The 15,322-nt window shown below is 65.4% G+C and carries 12 protein-coding genes; 3 read left to right on the forward strand and 9 right to left on the reverse strand.

The window, feature by feature from the left end:
- Positions 1 to 86 precede the first annotated feature (86 nt).
- A complete protein-coding gene (locus AC0QDI_RS19790; RefSeq protein WP_474671087.1) occupies positions 87 to 1,523 on the reverse strand; it encodes an APC family permease in 1,437 nt (478 codons plus the stop codon).
- Positions 1,520 to 1,771: a hypothetical protein gene (locus tag AC0QDI_RS19795; RefSeq protein WP_474671089.1), complete on the reverse strand. Its 252-nt coding sequence runs from the start codon at positions 1,769 to 1,771 to the stop codon at positions 1,520 to 1,522. Before AC0QDI_RS19795 ends, AC0QDI_RS19790 begins: the two co-directional genes overlap by 4 nt.
- Before the next feature lie 125 nt (positions 1,772 to 1,896).
- Between AC0QDI_RS19795 and AC0QDI_RS19800 the strand changes: the two genes are divergently transcribed.
- Positions 1,897 to 2,634: a 3-hydroxyacyl-CoA dehydrogenase family protein gene (locus tag AC0QDI_RS19800; protein ID WP_474671091.1), complete on the forward strand. Its 738-nt coding sequence runs from the start codon at positions 1,897 to 1,899 to the stop codon at positions 2,632 to 2,634.
- A gap of 487 nt (positions 2,635 to 3,121) precedes the next feature.
- Here AC0QDI_RS19800 and AC0QDI_RS19805 read toward each other — a convergent pair whose 3' ends face one another.
- Both AC0QDI_RS19805 and AC0QDI_RS19810 read right to left on the reverse strand, forming a co-directional pair.
- Positions 3,122 to 3,919, reverse strand: a complete 798-nt coding sequence (locus AC0QDI_RS19805) for an enoyl-CoA hydratase/isomerase family protein (protein ID WP_474671093.1) — start codon at positions 3,917 to 3,919, stop codon at positions 3,122 to 3,124.
- Positions 3,920 to 4,632: 713 nt separating this feature from the next.
- The gene (locus tag AC0QDI_RS19810) at positions 4,633 to 5,703 is read right to left on the reverse strand and encodes an anthranilate phosphoribosyltransferase (protein WP_474671095.1); all 1,071 of its coding nucleotides are present in this window, start codon (positions 5,701 to 5,703) and stop codon (positions 4,633 to 4,635) included.
- A 173-nt stretch (positions 5,704 to 5,876) separates the two neighbouring features.
- Here AC0QDI_RS19810 and ahbB point away from each other — a divergent pair, with 173 nt between their 5' ends.
- Positions 5,877 to 6,917, forward strand: coding sequence for a siroheme decarboxylase subunit beta (gene ahbB, locus AC0QDI_RS19815; protein WP_474671097.1), 1,041 nt, complete (start codon positions 5,877 to 5,879; stop codon positions 6,915 to 6,917).
- A 49-nt stretch (positions 6,918 to 6,966) separates the two neighbouring features.
- Here the strand turns inward: ahbB and AC0QDI_RS19820 are convergent, their stop codons facing one another.
- The 4 genes from AC0QDI_RS19820 to AC0QDI_RS19835 form a co-directional block, all read right to left on the reverse strand.
- Positions 6,967 to 7,170 (reverse strand): helix-turn-helix transcriptional regulator, encoded by a 204-nt coding sequence (locus tag AC0QDI_RS19820; protein WP_474671098.1) that lies wholly within the window; start codon positions 7,168 to 7,170, stop codon positions 6,967 to 6,969.
- 27 nt (positions 7,171 to 7,197) lie between these two features.
- Positions 7,198 to 7,860 (reverse strand): hypothetical protein, encoded by a 663-nt coding sequence (locus tag AC0QDI_RS19825; RefSeq protein ID WP_474671100.1) that lies wholly within the window; start codon positions 7,858 to 7,860, stop codon positions 7,198 to 7,200.
- 247 nt (positions 7,861 to 8,107) lie between these two features.
- The gene (locus AC0QDI_RS19830) at positions 8,108 to 11,218 is read right to left on the reverse strand and encodes an FAD-binding and (Fe-S)-binding domain-containing protein (protein WP_474671102.1); all 3,111 of its coding nucleotides are present in this window, start codon (positions 11,216 to 11,218) and stop codon (positions 8,108 to 8,110) included.
- 352 nt (positions 11,219 to 11,570) lie between these two features.
- Entirely contained in the window at positions 11,571 to 12,458 is an 888-nt protein-coding gene (locus AC0QDI_RS19835) for a 3-hydroxyacyl-CoA dehydrogenase family protein (protein ID WP_474671104.1), read from the reverse strand.
- Between the two features lie 99 nt (positions 12,459 to 12,557).
- Here AC0QDI_RS19835 and AC0QDI_RS19840 point away from each other — a divergent pair, with 99 nt between their 5' ends.
- Positions 12,558 to 13,694, forward strand: a complete 1,137-nt coding sequence (locus tag AC0QDI_RS19840; RefSeq protein WP_474671106.1) for a thiolase family protein — start codon at positions 12,558 to 12,560, stop codon at positions 13,692 to 13,694.
- Between the two features lie 418 nt (positions 13,695 to 14,112).
- On the opposite strand, the gene AC0QDI_RS19845 is transcribed toward AC0QDI_RS19840, so the two are convergent.
- Positions 14,113 to 15,252: an acyl-CoA dehydrogenase family protein gene (locus AC0QDI_RS19845; RefSeq protein ID WP_474671108.1), complete on the reverse strand. Its 1,140-nt coding sequence runs from the start codon at positions 15,250 to 15,252 to the stop codon at positions 14,113 to 14,115.
- Between the last annotated feature and the right edge of the window lie 70 nt (positions 15,253 to 15,322).

Raw genomic sequence — 15,322 nt, forward strand, 5'->3', positions numbered from 1 at the left:
TTGTCGGTTGTGTTCGACTCGTTAGGGACTCCGTTCGGACCGTGTGGGCTGGCAGCCGACACGGGGGCGGAGGTGCGGTCCGTCAGTTAGTCGCCGCTCTCGCCGGTGTTCGCTCGCGGGGTGTCCCCGCTCGCGTCATCCGAGGCGCGTTGGGCCTCGCTCTCCTCGACGCGCTCGTGGACGTCGAGCGTGGTCATCGTTCGGTACGTTTCGATTCGGTCGGTCTTGGCGAGTCGGTATCGGTAGTAGACGTACGCCACGCCGAACCAGCCGATGAGGACGACGCCCACGACGGGTCGCTGGAGGAGCGTGACCAGCCAGAACGCGCCGGTGGCGATTCCCCCGCCCACTACCGCGAGGAGGAGCCCGCGGTATCGGCGGAGTCGAAACGGGGCGTTGGCGTAGTGTGCCGGGAACTCCCGCGGCAGGTTCCAGAGGCCGATGGCACAGAAGAAGTACGCCGTGAGACTGGCCAGGCCGATGAAGACGGAGAGCCCGACGATTTCGTCCGCGAGGGGGACGAGCGCGAACGGCGGGACGCCGAGCACGGCGACCGCGTAGTGGGGCGTGTCGAACCGGGGATGAACCCGGGACAGCGACGCCGGGAGAATGCCGTCACGGCTCGCGCGCATGAGCGTTCGGGAGAAGACGAGCAGCGTCGTGTTCACCGTGGTGACGACCGCGAAGATCGCGCCGGCGGCGACGACGTACTCGCCCCACCAGGGGAGATATCTCGAGGCGGCGAGCGCGAGATCGGCTTCGTTCCCCAGTTCCGCGGACGGAACGACCCCGACGAGAACGGCGATCAGCCCCACGTAAAACAACACGACGATACCGATTCCGAGCCCCAGTACGAGCGGGATCGTCCGTCCGGGGTCGTCTATCTCCTCCCCGAGTTCGATCAGTAACCCGAATCCGAGGAACGGGTAGAACAGCGCGACGACCGCGAGCGCGAACCCGCCGTAATCCGGGAAGAACGGGGCGTAATTGGCGGTCTCGATCGCGGTCACCCCGGGGAGGATGAACGTCAGGAGCGCGACGACGAGGCCGCCGAAAAAGACGATCTGCACCTGCGCGACGACCCTGAGCCCGACGACGTTAACGAGCAAGACGAACCCGAGCAGGACGTAGATGAGCCACGTCGACGGCGCGTCGAAGAAAATTCGGGTGTACTCGGCGAAGCCGGTCGCCGTAATGAGCAGCGACGCCCACGCGACGAGGGGGATCGTGAACGGAACCAGAAACCCCCAGTAGGGGGCCGTGAGTCGAGAGATGTAGACGTACAGACCGCCGGCGACCGGCATCGCCGAGCCGAGCAAGGCGTTGTAGAGGACGACGAACCCGGCCGGGATCGCTGCCAGCACGATCGCCAGCACGAGCGCCGGCCCCGCGGTCCCCGCCAGCGGCCCCGGCAAGACGAATATCGGGATCGAGATCGCGTTCCCGACCAGGAGCGCCAACACCCCGATGATGCCGATGCTCGAGGAAAGCGTCTCCCCGTCGCCGTCGGTAATCGCGCTCATTCCGTCGCCGAACGGTCCCTGCGGCGGCGACGAATCGCGTAGTCGCGGAACCGTCGCCCGAGGACGAACCCGATGATACCGCCGAGGAAGGGTGTGACGACGAGTAGCGTCTGGAGCGTCAGTACGGGGAGGACGATCCCGATACCGAGACCGACCACGAGCCCGCCCTCGGGGTACTGCGCCGCGGCTACCTCGCGCTCGACGTCGTCCATCTCCGCCGGGTCGTCGCGGTACTGTCCGATTGCCATGTCATGGTTGTCCATACCAATGATAAAATGTCTTCGGGTATTTGACACCCGGAGAGAGCGCCGGCCGACCCGAGCAGCCACGTCAGTTGACAAGAACTAAGTCGATACTGATGAAGGGTGATGGCATGGCACAACAGAGTGCTGCCGTCGTTGGCGGCGGCATCATGGGCGCCGGTATTGCACAGGTACTCGCACGGAACGGCTACGAGGTGGCCGTCCGCGAGATCAACGAGGAACTGGCCGACGAGGCCCGCGAGCGCGTGATCTCGGGCAACTACGGGCTCGACGACGCCGTCGAGGGCGGCTATCTCTCCGAAGAAGAGAAAGAGGCGGTCCTGGACCGGATGACGTTCACCACGGATCTCGACGCGGCGACGGACGGGACCGACTTCACCATCGAAGCGGTCACCGAAGACCTGGCGATCAAGGGGCAGGTCTTTCGCGACTTAAACGAGGTCACGGACGAGCAGCCGCTGTACTCGAACACGAGCGGGTTCGCCGTCACGTCGATCGCCAACGCCGTCGACGATCCCTCCCGCGTCGCGGTCACGCACTTCTTCAACCCGGTCGCGGTCATGGATATGGTCGAGATCGTCCAGGCACCGGAGACCGACGAGGCCGTCGTCGAGCGCGCCGAGGAACTCGTCGACGAACTCGGGAAGACGCGCGTCACCATCGACGACGACCCCGGTTCCTACGGCTTCCTCGCCAACCGCTGTCACGCGGCGATGCGCGAAGAGGCCAAGAAGATCGTCGACGAGGGGATCGCCACGGAGGAACAGGTCGACAAGGCGCTCGAGGACGGATACAACCTCCCCGTCGGCCCGTTCTCGCTGGCCGGCCTCGGCGAGGAGTGGGACTGAGGGCTGTTTCGGCAACTGTTGCGGATTCGCTTCAGTTTTTGACTGATGAATCGATTTGCGGTGGCGCGCGCTGAACCGCAGTGAGCGATAAGCGAACTGCGGTTCGATACTGCGCGAGGGATGAGCGAGTGTAGCGAGCGAATCGGCTGGGGAGGGTGTGGTTCCTCCGTGTCGCCACGATAGCAGTACACTCTATCTTGGTCGATGACACTCGTTGAGTGGTGTTTAGAACCAACGAGTGAGAGCGTCCTGCTACCGTGGCAACTAGGAATTCCACGTCCTCCCCAACCGATTCGCTCCGTCACTCCGTTCCTTCGCTCATCCGACGGAAGACGCGGTGCGTCTTCCGAGCAGTCGCTCGTTTCACTCGCGACAACCTCGCGCAGCGTTGCGTCGCGGTTCGTTCGTCACTCACCGCGACACGGCGCGCGCCACCGCAGGCTGGTTCGTCGGATGGCGCAAAACGAAAGTTACCGGTGCGAAGTCGTTACTTCCCTTCGAACTCGGGGTCGCGGTCTTCGGCGAACGCCGCCGCGCCTTCCGCGTGGTCTTCCGTCTTGAGCAGCTCCTGGAAGAGCGAGCGGTCGTACGCCAGCCCCTCCTCGAGTCCGGAGTGAACGGCCATATCCGTGGACTTCTTGATCCCCTGGATCGCCAGCGGTGCCTGCCCGGCGAGTTCGGTGACGAATTCGTCGACCTCGTCCTCGAGCTCGTCGTCAGCGTAGACGTGATTGACGATCCCTTCCTCCCCCGCTCGCTCCGCCGAGATGTGTTTCCCGGTCATCGCGAGTTCCTTCGCGACGGCGGGACCGGCCAGTTTCTCGACGTACTGGACGCCGCCGGCACCGGGGAGAATGCCGAGATTCACTTCGGGGAAGCCGAACGTGCTGCCCTCGCTTGCCAGCCGGAAGTCACAGGCCAGCGCGGTCTCGAGGCCGCCGCCCAGACAGTAGCCGTCGATCTTCGCGATGACCGGGGCCGGGAAGTCCCGGATGACGTCGTAATGCGTCCGAGCCGAAGAGCCGCCGGCGGACGCATCGGAGAAGCCGCCGATGTCCGCGCCGGCACAGAAGGCCTTCTCGCCGGCTCCCTCGAGCACCACGGCGCGCAGGGCGACGCCGTCTGCACCCTCGTTTCGCTCCTCGAGGGACTCGAGCCCGGCGACGATGTCGTCTCGCAACTGCGCGCTCAGCGCGTTCAGCGCGTCCGGTCGGTTCATCGTGATCGTGCCGACGCCGCGATCCTCGTCGTACTCTACCAGGACAGTGTCGAATGATCGGTCCATGTACGGTGGTCACGGGCAACAGTCAAAAAGGTACATCGTTCGCCGTTTCATACGGTTTGTTGGAAGTCAGCTCCGGAGCACCCGCGAACCGGCCTGCGATTGCTCCGGGAGATCGGTACAACGGACCGTATCGGCCGTCGCGAATTCGTTCTCCCGACGACCGTACCGAACACCGATTACGGACGGTGCGAGGCGAAACCCCCCGATTCCTCGTCGTCACACCGTGTGGTCGGAAGTGAGCCGCCGATGCGATCGCGTGCTCGAGTCGCAAATCAGAACTGCCGGTAACGAGGGTCGGGAAAACCGCCAAAATATATCTCTGATTATACTAGTGGAGTACTGTATTATTTCATATACCTATTCGAGTTCCGCTCCAAAAACCGATCCCGAGCGAGAAACCGCCGTAAGCGGAAGGGTACGAGCCTTCCGTCAGGTTGGAGATGGCCCGGTCGTGTTCGGGTCGAGAAACGTCAAAACCCTCTACTTCGGCCGCGAATGGCCGTCTTCCCCACTCTCTCTCTTTTCTGTTGCTGTCCCCAGTCGAATGGCACACACATCAAATCTAGACTATAGTCGACAGAGTGGAACGATCTCCATTTCGACGAGCTGCGGCCGATACTGCGTGCCGGCTCGAACTCCGCTCGAGCAACGGTAGGAACGTGTTCGACCGCGACGAACGTCCGGCTCACAACGCCCGCCGCAGAACGTTCGGTTCAGAACGCCCGGAGATCTTCGAGCACGGCCTGTGCGCTGCCGTCGGCGATGACCTCGCGGGCCCGCTCGAGTCCGTCCTCGAGACTGTCGACGTCCTGTCGGGCGTACATCCGGAACGCGCCGTTGAGCGCGATCGCGTCGGTGAAGTGGTCTTCGCGGTCGCCGGCGAGGACTTCCTCGGTGATCGCCGCGGAATCGGCGGTCACGTCGTCGACTTCTAGATCCTCGGCTTCCATCTCCATGCCGTACTCGGCGGTCTCGATCTCGTAGTCCTCGAGTTCCTCGTTTCCGGCGTCCCATTCGGCGACTTTGGTGTAGCCGGGACGGATGTCGTCGTACCCCTCCATTCCCTGGAAGAAGATCGCGCGGGAGTAGTCGAGTTCCTCGCTTTCGACGAGCGTGTCGGTCAGCTTCTTCGCGAAGGCGAGATGGTAGAACGAGCCGAGGTGAACGTCGGCGTTCGACGGGTTCGCGATCGTCTCGACGGTGTTAACGAACGTTCGGACCCCCATCTGATCGCGCCGACCGTACAGGTCCTGAACCCCGGGGTTGAAATTCGGCTGGTAGTAGAAGCCGAAGCCGGTCTCGTCGACCATGTTCGCGCTCTCGTCGGGCTCGAGTTCGGTTCGGACGCCGAGCTCGTCGAGGACGTGTTTGTACGCCGTCGCTTTCTGCGTCGGGACGCGATCGCCGGAGTGGACGACGATGGGGGTGCCCGCGGCCGCGGCGACGACGCCGGCGCCGACGCCGAGGACGGCGGAGCTGTGCTTGCCGTCGTAGTTCGCCCCGCAGTCGACCGGATCGCACTCCGGCTCGGCGGGGACGACCGACTCCTCGCGCATCACGTCGGCGTAGGCCGCCAGCTCCGTCGGGATGTTTCGCTTCCAGCGGTTGGCCAGCCAGAACGCGCCGAGCGTCGTTTCGTCCGGTTCGCCCGCCAGAATGCGCTGGAACGCCTCTCGAGCCTGTTCGCGGGTCATATCGTCGGCCGACTTCGGGCCGGAGCCGACGACTTCGGTCATGAGCCGCTTGAGCGGCCAGTCGCCGAATTCCTGGGTTGCGTGCGCCATGTTGTGCACCCGTTAGGCCGGATCGCGCAAAAGTCTCCCGCTTCCGGCGCTCGTTCGGCCGTCAATTGACGGGTTTCGAGCCGATACTCGGATGAACCACAAGAACGGCTCCGTCGCGCGCGGCTCGAGTCGGACCCGAAAACGATACGGTCCCCTTCTCCCTAGGGCAACCAATGAGTAGCCTGTCGGGGGACTGGCGCGAGGCCATCGACGACGCGGACGCGGCGCTGATCGACGGCTATCAGAGCGGCTTTCCGATCGAAGCGCGCCCGTTCCGCCGCGTCGCCGCCGACCTCGGACTCGAGGAATCGGCGGCGATCGACCGCGTTCGCGCACTCCGGGAGGCGGGGATCGTCCGCCGGTTCGGTGCCGTACTCAACCCGCCCGTGATCGGCTCCTCGACGCTCGCCGCGGTGCGGGCACCCGCGGACCGCTTCGACGAGATCGCGACCGTCATCAACGAGTATCGGCAGGTCAACCACAACTACGCCCGCGATCACGAGTGGAACATGTGGTTCGTCGTTACCGCCGGCTCGCGCGAGGCCCGCGACGAGATCCTCGCCGACATCGAGGCCCGAACCGGCTGTGCCGTGTTGAACCTGCCGATGCTGACCGACTACTATATCGACCTCGAGTTCCCCGTCGTCAATAGCGATCGTTTCGCGCGCGAATCGCTGGCGCGGCGCACCGACTCCTCGGCCACCCGGATCAGCGAGGAGGCCACGGGCGATCTCTCCGCGCTCGAGGCCGAACTCCTCCTCGAGATTCAGGACGGGTTCCCCCTGTCGGCGACGCCGTATCGGGATATCGCCGCGAACGTGGGGTACGCGGTCGAAGACGTGCTCGCGGCTATCGAGCGCCTGCTCGAGAGCGGGTGTCTCAAGCGGATCGGGTGCGTGATCAACCACGTCGTAACGGGGTTCGACGCCAACTGCATGGTCGTCTGGGACGTCCCCGACGACGACCTCGACGAGTGGGGCAAGCGCGCGGGCGAACTCTCCTACGTAACGCTCTGTTACCACCGACCGCGCCGGCCCGAGCAGGAGTGGTCGTACAACCTGTTCACGATGATCCACGGTCGCGACCCCGAGGCCGTCGACGCGAAGATCGACGAACTCGCCGCCGACTACCTCCCCGTCGACCACGAGCGACTCTACTCGACCGAGACGCTGAAGCAGACGGGCGCGCGCTACGACGAACTGGTCGGGCTCTAAACGACACCGCTGGACGTGCGGAAACGGACTCGAGAAGCGATGTCGATCCTCAGGAATCGTCCAGTTCCGGGTGGAAGAGATCCTCGACGGCGCAGTCGAACCGACGAGCGAACTTGAACGCCAGTTCCAGCGACGGATCGTACTTCGAATTCTCGATCGCGTAGATCGTCTGGCGGCTCACGCCGACCGAATCGGCGAGTTCCTGCTGGGTGAGCCCGCGTTCCGTGCGTTTGTCCCGGAGGTCGTTCTCCATCCCTTGCTCGGACGTCGGTCGCCGGTATCAAATACGCTGGCGTATCTCCGTCGCGCCGAGGACGGTCAGTACCGTGACGACGGCGATCGCAGCGAGGACGTCGACCTCCCGCGGCACGGTCCCGCCACTGATCGCGTACCAGCCGTACAGGCCCACGATCGAGCCGAGGAGGACGGCTCCCGTGACGATCAACGAGAGATCTAAGTTACGGACATCACGTTCGTCGATGACGCCGCCCGCACCGCGGCGCGTCCGTCCGTAGTAGACGCCGTTGAAGATCACGACGAATATCGTCGGATGAACGAGGAGCGATCCGAGCGACGGATCGGCGGGCAGGCTGCCGATTACGACCTTAAGCGCGGGAACGGCAAGTGCCGGAATCAGAAACAACAACAGGCTGTACTGCAGGGGGAGAAACGACCCCATCGGCACGCCGCTCGAGTCGGCCGCGTCGGACTCCGTTCGATCCTCCCCGACGAACTCCCGCTCGAGGATCCCTCGGAGATCGACGAACGCACCGATGAACCCGCAGACGACCATCACGCCCACGGCACCGATGTAGCCCCAGACCGTGATCGTCTCGAGGACGAACTCGATCGCCACGAACCCGGCGGCGATAACGATTCCACTGGCGATCGCTGCGACGAGGACCAGGAGCGCACCGTAGGCCCTGAGTGGGGTATTGGGCATACGCGACAGTTGTTGGCCCTCCCACATAAATGTAAAGAAAACTTGTCACACCGCTCGAAGACGCCGACTCGATACGGTCCGACCCATCGGTATCGACGGGACTACCGGGACTGGTGGCCTGCGCGTCGAACTCCCACCGAGTCGCATCCGTCAGAAACATCGGTTCACATCCGTCGGAAACTCGCCCCACGCGAAGACAACCGCCGTCCGAACGGCGAAAAACGGCGTGCCGTGCGGAATGTCGTACTTACCGACGGTCGAGCGCTTCGGCCACGATTTCGATCGGCGTCGGCGGCTCCTCGGACGCGCCGGGTCTGTTCTCGAGTTGTGTCCGGCAGGAAGCGCCGGGAGCGACGACGCGGTCGCCGTCGCTCTCGTCGACCTGGTCGTAGAGGATCGAGGCGATGGCGTCGCTCATCGAGGCGTGTTCGGACTCGTAGCCGAAACTGCCGGCCATCCCACAGCAGCCCGAATCGAGCGGGTCGACGGCGTAGCCCGCCCGTCGGAGCACGCCGACGGCGTGGTGGTCCTTCGCGACCGACTTCTGGTGGCAGTGGCCGTGGTAGACCAGTTCGCCTGTCGCCCTGCGCTCGTCGAAATCGATCTCCTCGTCCAGCCGGAAGGCGTCGACGTACTCGCAGACCCCGTAGGTGGCGCTCGCGAGCGTCTCCGCGGTCTCGGTGGAGAGGAGATCGAGGTAGTCCTTCTGAAACATGACCGCGTCGGAGGGCTCGATTACGACCACGTCCCAGCCGTCCGCGACCCGCGGGGCGAGCGCGTTCACGTTCTCGCGGGCGGCGTCTTCCGCCTTCTCGAGGAATCCCTTCGAAAACGCCGGGCGACCGGTATCGCCGAGGTCGTCGGGGACGGCGACGTGGACGCCGGCGGCCTCGAGCACCCGAACGGCCGCCTTCCCGGCGTCGGGATGGCTGTAGTTGGTGTAGGTATCCGGGTAGAGGATGGCTCGGCGAGTCGCGCCGCCTCGCTCCGCTCGTACCGCCGCTGCTCGTCTTTCCGAGGCGGCTTCGCCGCCTCGCTCACGGAACCAGTCCCGAAACGTCTCCGCGCGGAACGTCGGCAGCGGCCGGTCGGCGTCGATCCCGGCGGCGACCTCGAGGGCCTCGCGGGCACCCGGCACTTTCGGCAGGGCGTTCGACAGCGGCGCGAGCCGGCTCCCCCACTTCGAGAGGGCCGACACGTTGGCGAAGAGTCGATCCCGGAGACTCGCGCCGTTGCGCTGGTGGTACTCGTGGGTGACTTCGGCCTTGAGCTTCGCCATGTCGACCTCGCTCGGACAGTCGATGGCACAGCCCTTGCAGCCGATACACAGTCCCATCACCTCCTCGACGAACTCGTCGGAAACGGCTTCTTCGGGCTCGAGGTCGCCGCTCATTGCCTGTCGGAGCGCGTTCGCCCGGCCGCGGGTCGCCGTGATCTCCTCCCGGCTCGCTCGGTAGGTCGGGCACATCACGCCGCCGGTGGTCTCCTGCTCGCCGCGACAGCCGCCACAGCCGTGACAGAGCTCGACCATGCCCTGCATGCCGTTGTCGTTCTCCCACTCGAGCGCGGGCTCGAAGCCGGCCTCGAACTCGTAGTCGGGGTCGAATCGCAGGTGGTCTCGCAGATCCGTCGGATTCTCCTCGCGGAAGACGACCTGTCCCGGATTCAGTATCCAGTCGGGATCGAACGCCGTCTTGAGATCCTGAAAGGTCTCCCAGAGTTCGTCGCCGTAGCGCTTTTGATTCCACTGGGTGCGGGCGCGGCCGTCGCCGTGCTCGCCCGAAACGGAGCCGCCCAGTTCGACCACGAGGTCCGTTACATCGTCCGCGATCCCGTGGAGCTGCTCGAGGCCCACGTCGGTCTTCGTGTTCACGAGCGGCCGGACGTGGAGCACGCCGGGTCCCGCGTGCGCGTAAAAGCTGGCGTAGGTGCCGTGTTCCTCGAGGATCGCCTCGAAGCCCTCGACGAACTCGGGGAGCCGCGCCGGCGGAATGGCGGTATCCTCGATGAAGGAGATGTGCTTCTCGTCGGTCGTCCGCGAGAGCAAAATCGGGAGCCCGGACTTGCGGAGCTTCCACAGCTTCGCGCGCTCGGCGTCGTCGTAGGCCTCGAGGGCCTCGATCGCGAGCGTCTCGCGTTCGCTTCGCGGGGCGTCCGCGGCCGGTTCCGCCGCGGGCGTCGCCGACGGCAGGCGGTCGGCGAGCAGGCCGGCGACCCGCTCTCTCCCGTGGTCGTCGTCCTCGGCGTAGAACTCCACCAGAAGGACGGCGTTCGTCCCGTCGGGAAGCATCCGCGTGACGGGGCCGAACTCGGCGGTGTCCCGCGCGAGATCGATCAACACATCGTCGAGCACCTCGACGGCGGCGGGATCGTGTGCGAGGACGGGCTCGACGTCTCGCATCGCCTGGTGGAGGTCGGGATAGCAGAGCAGGGAGACGGCCTTCGTTTCGGGGATCGGCTCGAGCGAGACGGTCGCCTCGGTGACGATCGCCAGCGTGCCCTCGCTGCCGGCCAGCAGCCGCGCGAGGTTGACGGTGCCCGCCTCCCCGGTTTCTTCCCCGCCCGGCAGCTCCTCGCCGCGAGCCTCGGCGACGAGCCGGTCGAGATTGTAACCCGAGACGTTGCGCTTGAGATCCGGGTAGGTCTCCGCGATCCGATCCGCGTCCTCCGCGATGATGCGCTCGACTTCGGCGTAGAGCCGGCCCTCGAGGTCGCCGTCGGGGTCGGCCCGCTCGCCGATTTCCTCGAGCGTGACCTCGCCGAAGCGGGTGACGGTGCCGTCGGCGAGGACGGCCTCGACTTCTTCGATGTAGGCGTCGGTCTTGCCGTACTGCAGCGAGTGCGAGCCGGTCGAATTGTTGCCGATCGCGCCGCCGATGGCGCTCTTGTCGCCCCACGCGGGGTCGGGGGCGAACTTGAGGCCGTGGGGCTCGAGGGCCTCGTTCAGCGTCCCGAGGATCGTTCCGGGCTGGACCGTCGCACAGTGGCCGTCGGGGTCGATCTCGCGGATCTCGTTCATGTACCGCGTGAAGTCGAGGACGACGGCCCGGTTGACCGTCTGCCCGGCGAGGCTCGTCCCGCCGCCACGCGGGAGGACCGGAATTTCGCGCTCCGCGCAGTACTCGAGGATACCCGAAACGTCGGCGGTCGACTCCGGAAAGGCGACGGCGATCGGCGTCAGCTCGTAGGCGCTCGCGTCGGTCGCGTACAGTTCGCGAGAGTAAGAGTCCGCGCGGACCTCGCAGGCGACGAGTTCCTCGAGGTCCGCGACCAGGGCCGGACGATCGACGTCGTCGCTCCGATAGTCGTAGTTCGCTCGCCGGTCGGCGGCCGGGTCGGCGCTCGGCTCGAGAGACATACGTCACCCTTGCTCAGGGGTGGCTAAAAGGATCCGCATTGGCGAGATCTATGCCGTTCGATTTCGGTCGGTCGACCGTCACGAGTCGACGGGAAGCGGACGGGCGGCGGATCTCGGACCGCCCGGCCGGCACGTGGGCCGAGGGACTGGGAGTGGTGACCGAGTGGCAACGTGGCCCCGTCGTTTTCCCACGGCCGTGGGGCCGCCGTCCGAATCCACGGACGGTACCAGCAGGTACCGGGGACAGCGAAACAACCGATTTGCCTAACTAGTTGGGTTTCTCGTCCCCTGGAGCCGGGCGCGTCGCGCCCGGCCGGGTCGAACTCGCCGTCCGCTACTGCCGGTATCGGTCCTACGCGTCTTCGCCCCAGTCGCCGCTCATACCGACGCGTTCGCCGTCCTCCCAGACGTAGTAGCCCTCGCCGCTTTTCTTGCCGAGGTTGCCCGCCCGGACCTTCCGGCGCAGGGACTGGGGCGGCTTGAACCGCTCGCCGAGCTCCTCGCGGAGGTGTTCGGCGATGTGCAAGCGCACGTCCAGCCCGACGTGGTCGGTCAACTCGAGGGGCCCCATCGGGTGACCGTACCCGATCTCCATCCCCTCGTCGATGTCGGCCGGGCTGGCGACGCCCTGCTCGACCATCCGGATCGCCTCGAGACCGAGCGCGAGGCCGAGTCGCGAGGTGGCGAAGCCGGCCGTGTCGCGGACGACGACGTCCTCCTTCCCGATACCCTGCACGTAGTCGACGGCGAACTCCTCGGTGCGCTCGTCGGTCCGCTCGGCGATGACGATCTCCACCAGATCCATGAGATGCGGCGGATTAAAGAAATGCAATCCGACGGCGCGTTCGGGGTGCTCGAGCGCGCTGGCCATCTCCGTGACCGACAGCGAGGAGGTGTTCGAGGCGATGACGGTGTCCTCGCCAGCGGCGTCTTCGACGTCCGCGAAGACCTCCTTCTTCAGGTCCATGTCCTCGGGCACCGCCTCGACGACGAGGTCGGCGTCTTCGACCGCTCCCGCGAGGTCGGTCGTCCCCTCGATGCGCTCGAGGGTCGCTTCCATCTCCGACTCGTCGAGCTTGTCCCGGTCGACGCCGCCCTGGAGGTTGTCTCGAATCCCCTCGAGGCCGTTTTCGACGAACGCTTCCTCGATGTCTCGGAGGACCACGTCGTGGCCCGCCATCGCGGAGACCTGTGCGATTCCGTGTCCCATACTGCCGGCTCCGAGAACTGCGATTTGCATGTGTGACCCCTCTGCGGAAATACTCAAAAGCGTTCCCTTTCGATCGAATAGCGAAGAACGGAGCTACTTTACTGCCACGGCGAGAGGTATCGGATACCAATGAGCGGCAGCCAGCCAGTTATCGTGCAGGCGGTCAGAACTCCGCAGGGAAAACACGGCGGCGTCTACGCCGAGACCGGCAGCGAAGCGCTCTCGGTGCCGTTAGTAAACGAGATGCTCGAGCGAACGGGTCTCTCGGGCGAGGTCGTCGACGATATCCGGTGGGGGTGTGCCAAGCAGGTCAACGAGCAGAGCAACAATATCGCACGCGTCATCGCTCTCCTCTCCGAACTCGGCGAGTCGGTACCGGGCACCACCATCGACAGGCTCTGTGCCTCCTCGGCGGAGGCGATCATGAGCGCCAGCGACGCGATTCGGGCGGGCCAGCGCGAGGTCATCGTCGCGGGTGGCGTCGAGAACATGTCCCGAAACGAGCGCCGAAAGGGGATCGACTCCTACGCCGGCATCGCGGAACAGTACGACGCGGCCGGGCTCGCGATGGGCCAGACCGCCGAGAAGGTCGCTCGAGAGTACGATATCGGCAGGGAAGAACAGGACGAGTACGGTGCTCGGAGTCAGCAACGAGCCTGCGAGGCCACCGAAGCCGGCGCGTTCGACGACGAAATCGTCCCCATCGAAACGGACGACGGGACCGTCGCCGAGGACGAGGGCCTTCGCCCCGGCACCACGACCGAAAAGATCGCCGGCCTGCCGCCCGCCTTCGAGGAAGAGGGCACAGTCACCGCCGCAAACGCCTCGCAGGTCTCCGACGGCGCTGCCGGGGTTCTGATCACGAGCAGAGAGTTCGCCGAGGAGCGGGGCCTCGAGATCCTGGCCGAAATCGAGGATCACAACGTCGCCGGCGTCGACCCCACGGTGATGGGGATCGGCCCGGTGCCCGCGGTGGAGGGAATCTGGGAACGCAACGGTCGGTCGGCCGACGACTACGACCTCGTGGAACTCAACGAGGCCTTCGCGAGCCAGACGATCTACTGCCGGGACGAACTCGGCTTCGACGACGACCGGTTCAACGTCAACGGCGGCGCGATCGCCATCGGCCACCCGCTCGGCGCGTCGGGTGCCCGCTTGCCGGTCACGCTGATCCACGAACTCCAGCGCCGAGGCGGCGGCCTCGGGCTCTCGACGATGTGCGTCGGCTACGGTCAGGGGGCGGCCATCGAGTTCAACGTCGACTGAGGCGATCGAACTAGCCTTTTTGGTCCAGATTTTGCGAGGGAGGAGAGCGCAGTTCGGAGCGAACGAAGTGAGCGAGAACTGCGGGTTGCGAACGGGAGGAACGACCGTGAGCGCAAGCGACGAGACAAACGGTGGACGTGGCAGGGGGCGGCCGTCGAACTCCGCGTGCCGGAGCGGTAGAGTCGGCTCGAGTAGACCCCGCTCGCGGCTCGGATCCACGCGATGGACCGGGGCCTCGAGTCCCGTCGCGTCCCCCTTCTGACCGCGTTCTCTGCAGAATCCAAATTCGTCCTCGAGTACACATTCAACGGCCGAAATGGGCCTCAGTAGCCCTGGAGAATCGTGCAAGCTATCCGGTAGCCGACTGCAAAAATACCGAGATATTCGCGTCCCGAATCCGTCCTCGAGCGGCGCCCGATTAGAGGATCTGGTCGGCGATGATGTTCTTCTGGATCTCGCTGGTGCCCTCGTAGATCTTCGTGATGCGGGCGTCGCGGTAGTAGCGTTCGGCGGGGTAGTCCGTCACGTAGCCCGAGCCGCCGTGGACCTGAATGCCCTCGTCGGCGACTTCGACCGAGATCTCGCTCGCGAAGTACTTCGCCATGCTCGAGTACTGCGCGGCGATGTCCTGGTTCTCCTGCTCGACCTGCGAGGCGGCGCGGTAGGTCAGGGAGCGGGCGGCCTCGACCTTGGTCGCCATCTCGGCGATCTTGTGCTGGATGGCCTGGAACTCGGAGATCTTCTGGTCGAACTGCTCGCGCTCGTTGGCGTACTCGATGGCGGCGTCGAGCGCACCCTGGGCGGCGCCGACCGCCTGGGCGGCGACGTTAGTCCGGCCGGCGGCGAAGAACTCCATCAGCTGGTAGAATCCTTTGTCGACTTCGCCGATGACGTTCTCCTCGGGAATGCGGACGTCGTCGATGATGACTTCGGCGAGGTCCGACGCGCGGATACCGAGTTTGTTGTCGATCTTCTCGGTCTTGATGCCGTCCCAGTCCATGTCGACGAGGAAGGCGGTGATGCCGCGGTGGCCCTCGCCGGGGTTCGTCTTGGCCATGAGGACGCCGACGTCGGCGACGGTCCCGTTGGTGATCCACATCTTGTTGCCGTTAGCGACGTACTCGTCGCCGTCCTTCTCGGCGACGGTCTCCATCCCGGCGACGTTCGAGCCGTGAGCGGGCTCGGAGATCATCGACACCGACGCGACCTCGCCGTTTGCGATCTTGGGCAGCCACTCCTCTTTCATCCACTCGTCGCCGAACTCGATGATCATGTTCGAGCCGAAGCCGGCGCTCCCGATGGCCGAACCGATTCCCGGGTCGGCACGCCAGAGCTCCTCGGTGACGATCGTCGAGGCGATCTTGTCCATGCCGGCACCGCCGTACTCGAGCGGGATACTCGGCGCGACGAAGTCGTACTCGGCGGCCTTCCGGCGGAGGTCCTCGGGGTACTTCCCTTCCTGGTCGTGTTCCTCGGCGACCGGTGCCAACTCGTTTTCGCCGAACTCGCGGACGGCCTCGCGAATCGCATCGTGTTCGTCGGACAGCGTGAATGCCATACGTCACCGATCGTGTGCTGGTACCAAAATAGCTTCGATATATTCAACAGTTGCAAGATTTCTCCGATTG

This window comes from Natrinema sp. LJW11, from assembly GCF_056135975.1.

Excerpts from the sequence above, each read along its gene's own strand:
- AC0QDI_RS19790 (WP_474671087.1), bottom strand. The coding sequence starts at position 1,523 with ATGAGCGCGATTACCGACGGCGACGGGGAGACGCTTTCCTCGAGCATC.
- AC0QDI_RS19795 (WP_474671089.1), bottom strand. The coding sequence starts at position 1,771 with ATGGCAATCGGACAGTACCGCGACGACCCGGCGGAGATGGACGACGTC.
- AC0QDI_RS19800 (WP_474671091.1), top strand. The coding sequence starts at position 1,897 with ATGGCACAACAGAGTGCTGCCGTCGTTGGCGGCGGCATCATGGGCGCC.
- AC0QDI_RS19805 (WP_474671093.1), bottom strand. The coding sequence starts at position 3,919 with ATGGACCGATCATTCGACACTGTCCTGGTAGAGTACGACGAGGATCGC.
- AC0QDI_RS19810 (WP_474671095.1), bottom strand. The coding sequence starts at position 5,703 with ATGGCGCACGCAACCCAGGAATTCGGCGACTGGCCGCTCAAGCGGCTC.
- ahbB (WP_474671097.1), top strand. The coding sequence starts at position 5,877 with ATGAGTAGCCTGTCGGGGGACTGGCGCGAGGCCATCGACGACGCGGAC.
- AC0QDI_RS19820 (WP_474671098.1), bottom strand. The coding sequence starts at position 7,170 with ATGGAGAACGACCTCCGGGACAAACGCACGGAACGCGGGCTCACCCAG.
- AC0QDI_RS19825 (WP_474671100.1), bottom strand. The coding sequence starts at position 7,860 with ATGCCCAATACCCCACTCAGGGCCTACGGTGCGCTCCTGGTCCTCGTC.
- AC0QDI_RS19830 (WP_474671102.1), bottom strand. The coding sequence starts at position 11,218 with ATGTCTCTCGAGCCGAGCGCCGACCCGGCCGCCGACCGGCGAGCGAAC.
- AC0QDI_RS19835 (WP_474671104.1), bottom strand. The coding sequence starts at position 12,458 with ATGCAAATCGCAGTTCTCGGAGCCGGCAGTATGGGACACGGAATCGCA.
- AC0QDI_RS19840 (WP_474671106.1), top strand. The coding sequence starts at position 12,558 with ATGAGCGGCAGCCAGCCAGTTATCGTGCAGGCGGTCAGAACTCCGCAG.
- AC0QDI_RS19845 (WP_474671108.1), bottom strand. The coding sequence starts at position 15,252 with ATGGCATTCACGCTGTCCGACGAACACGATGCGATTCGCGAGGCCGTC.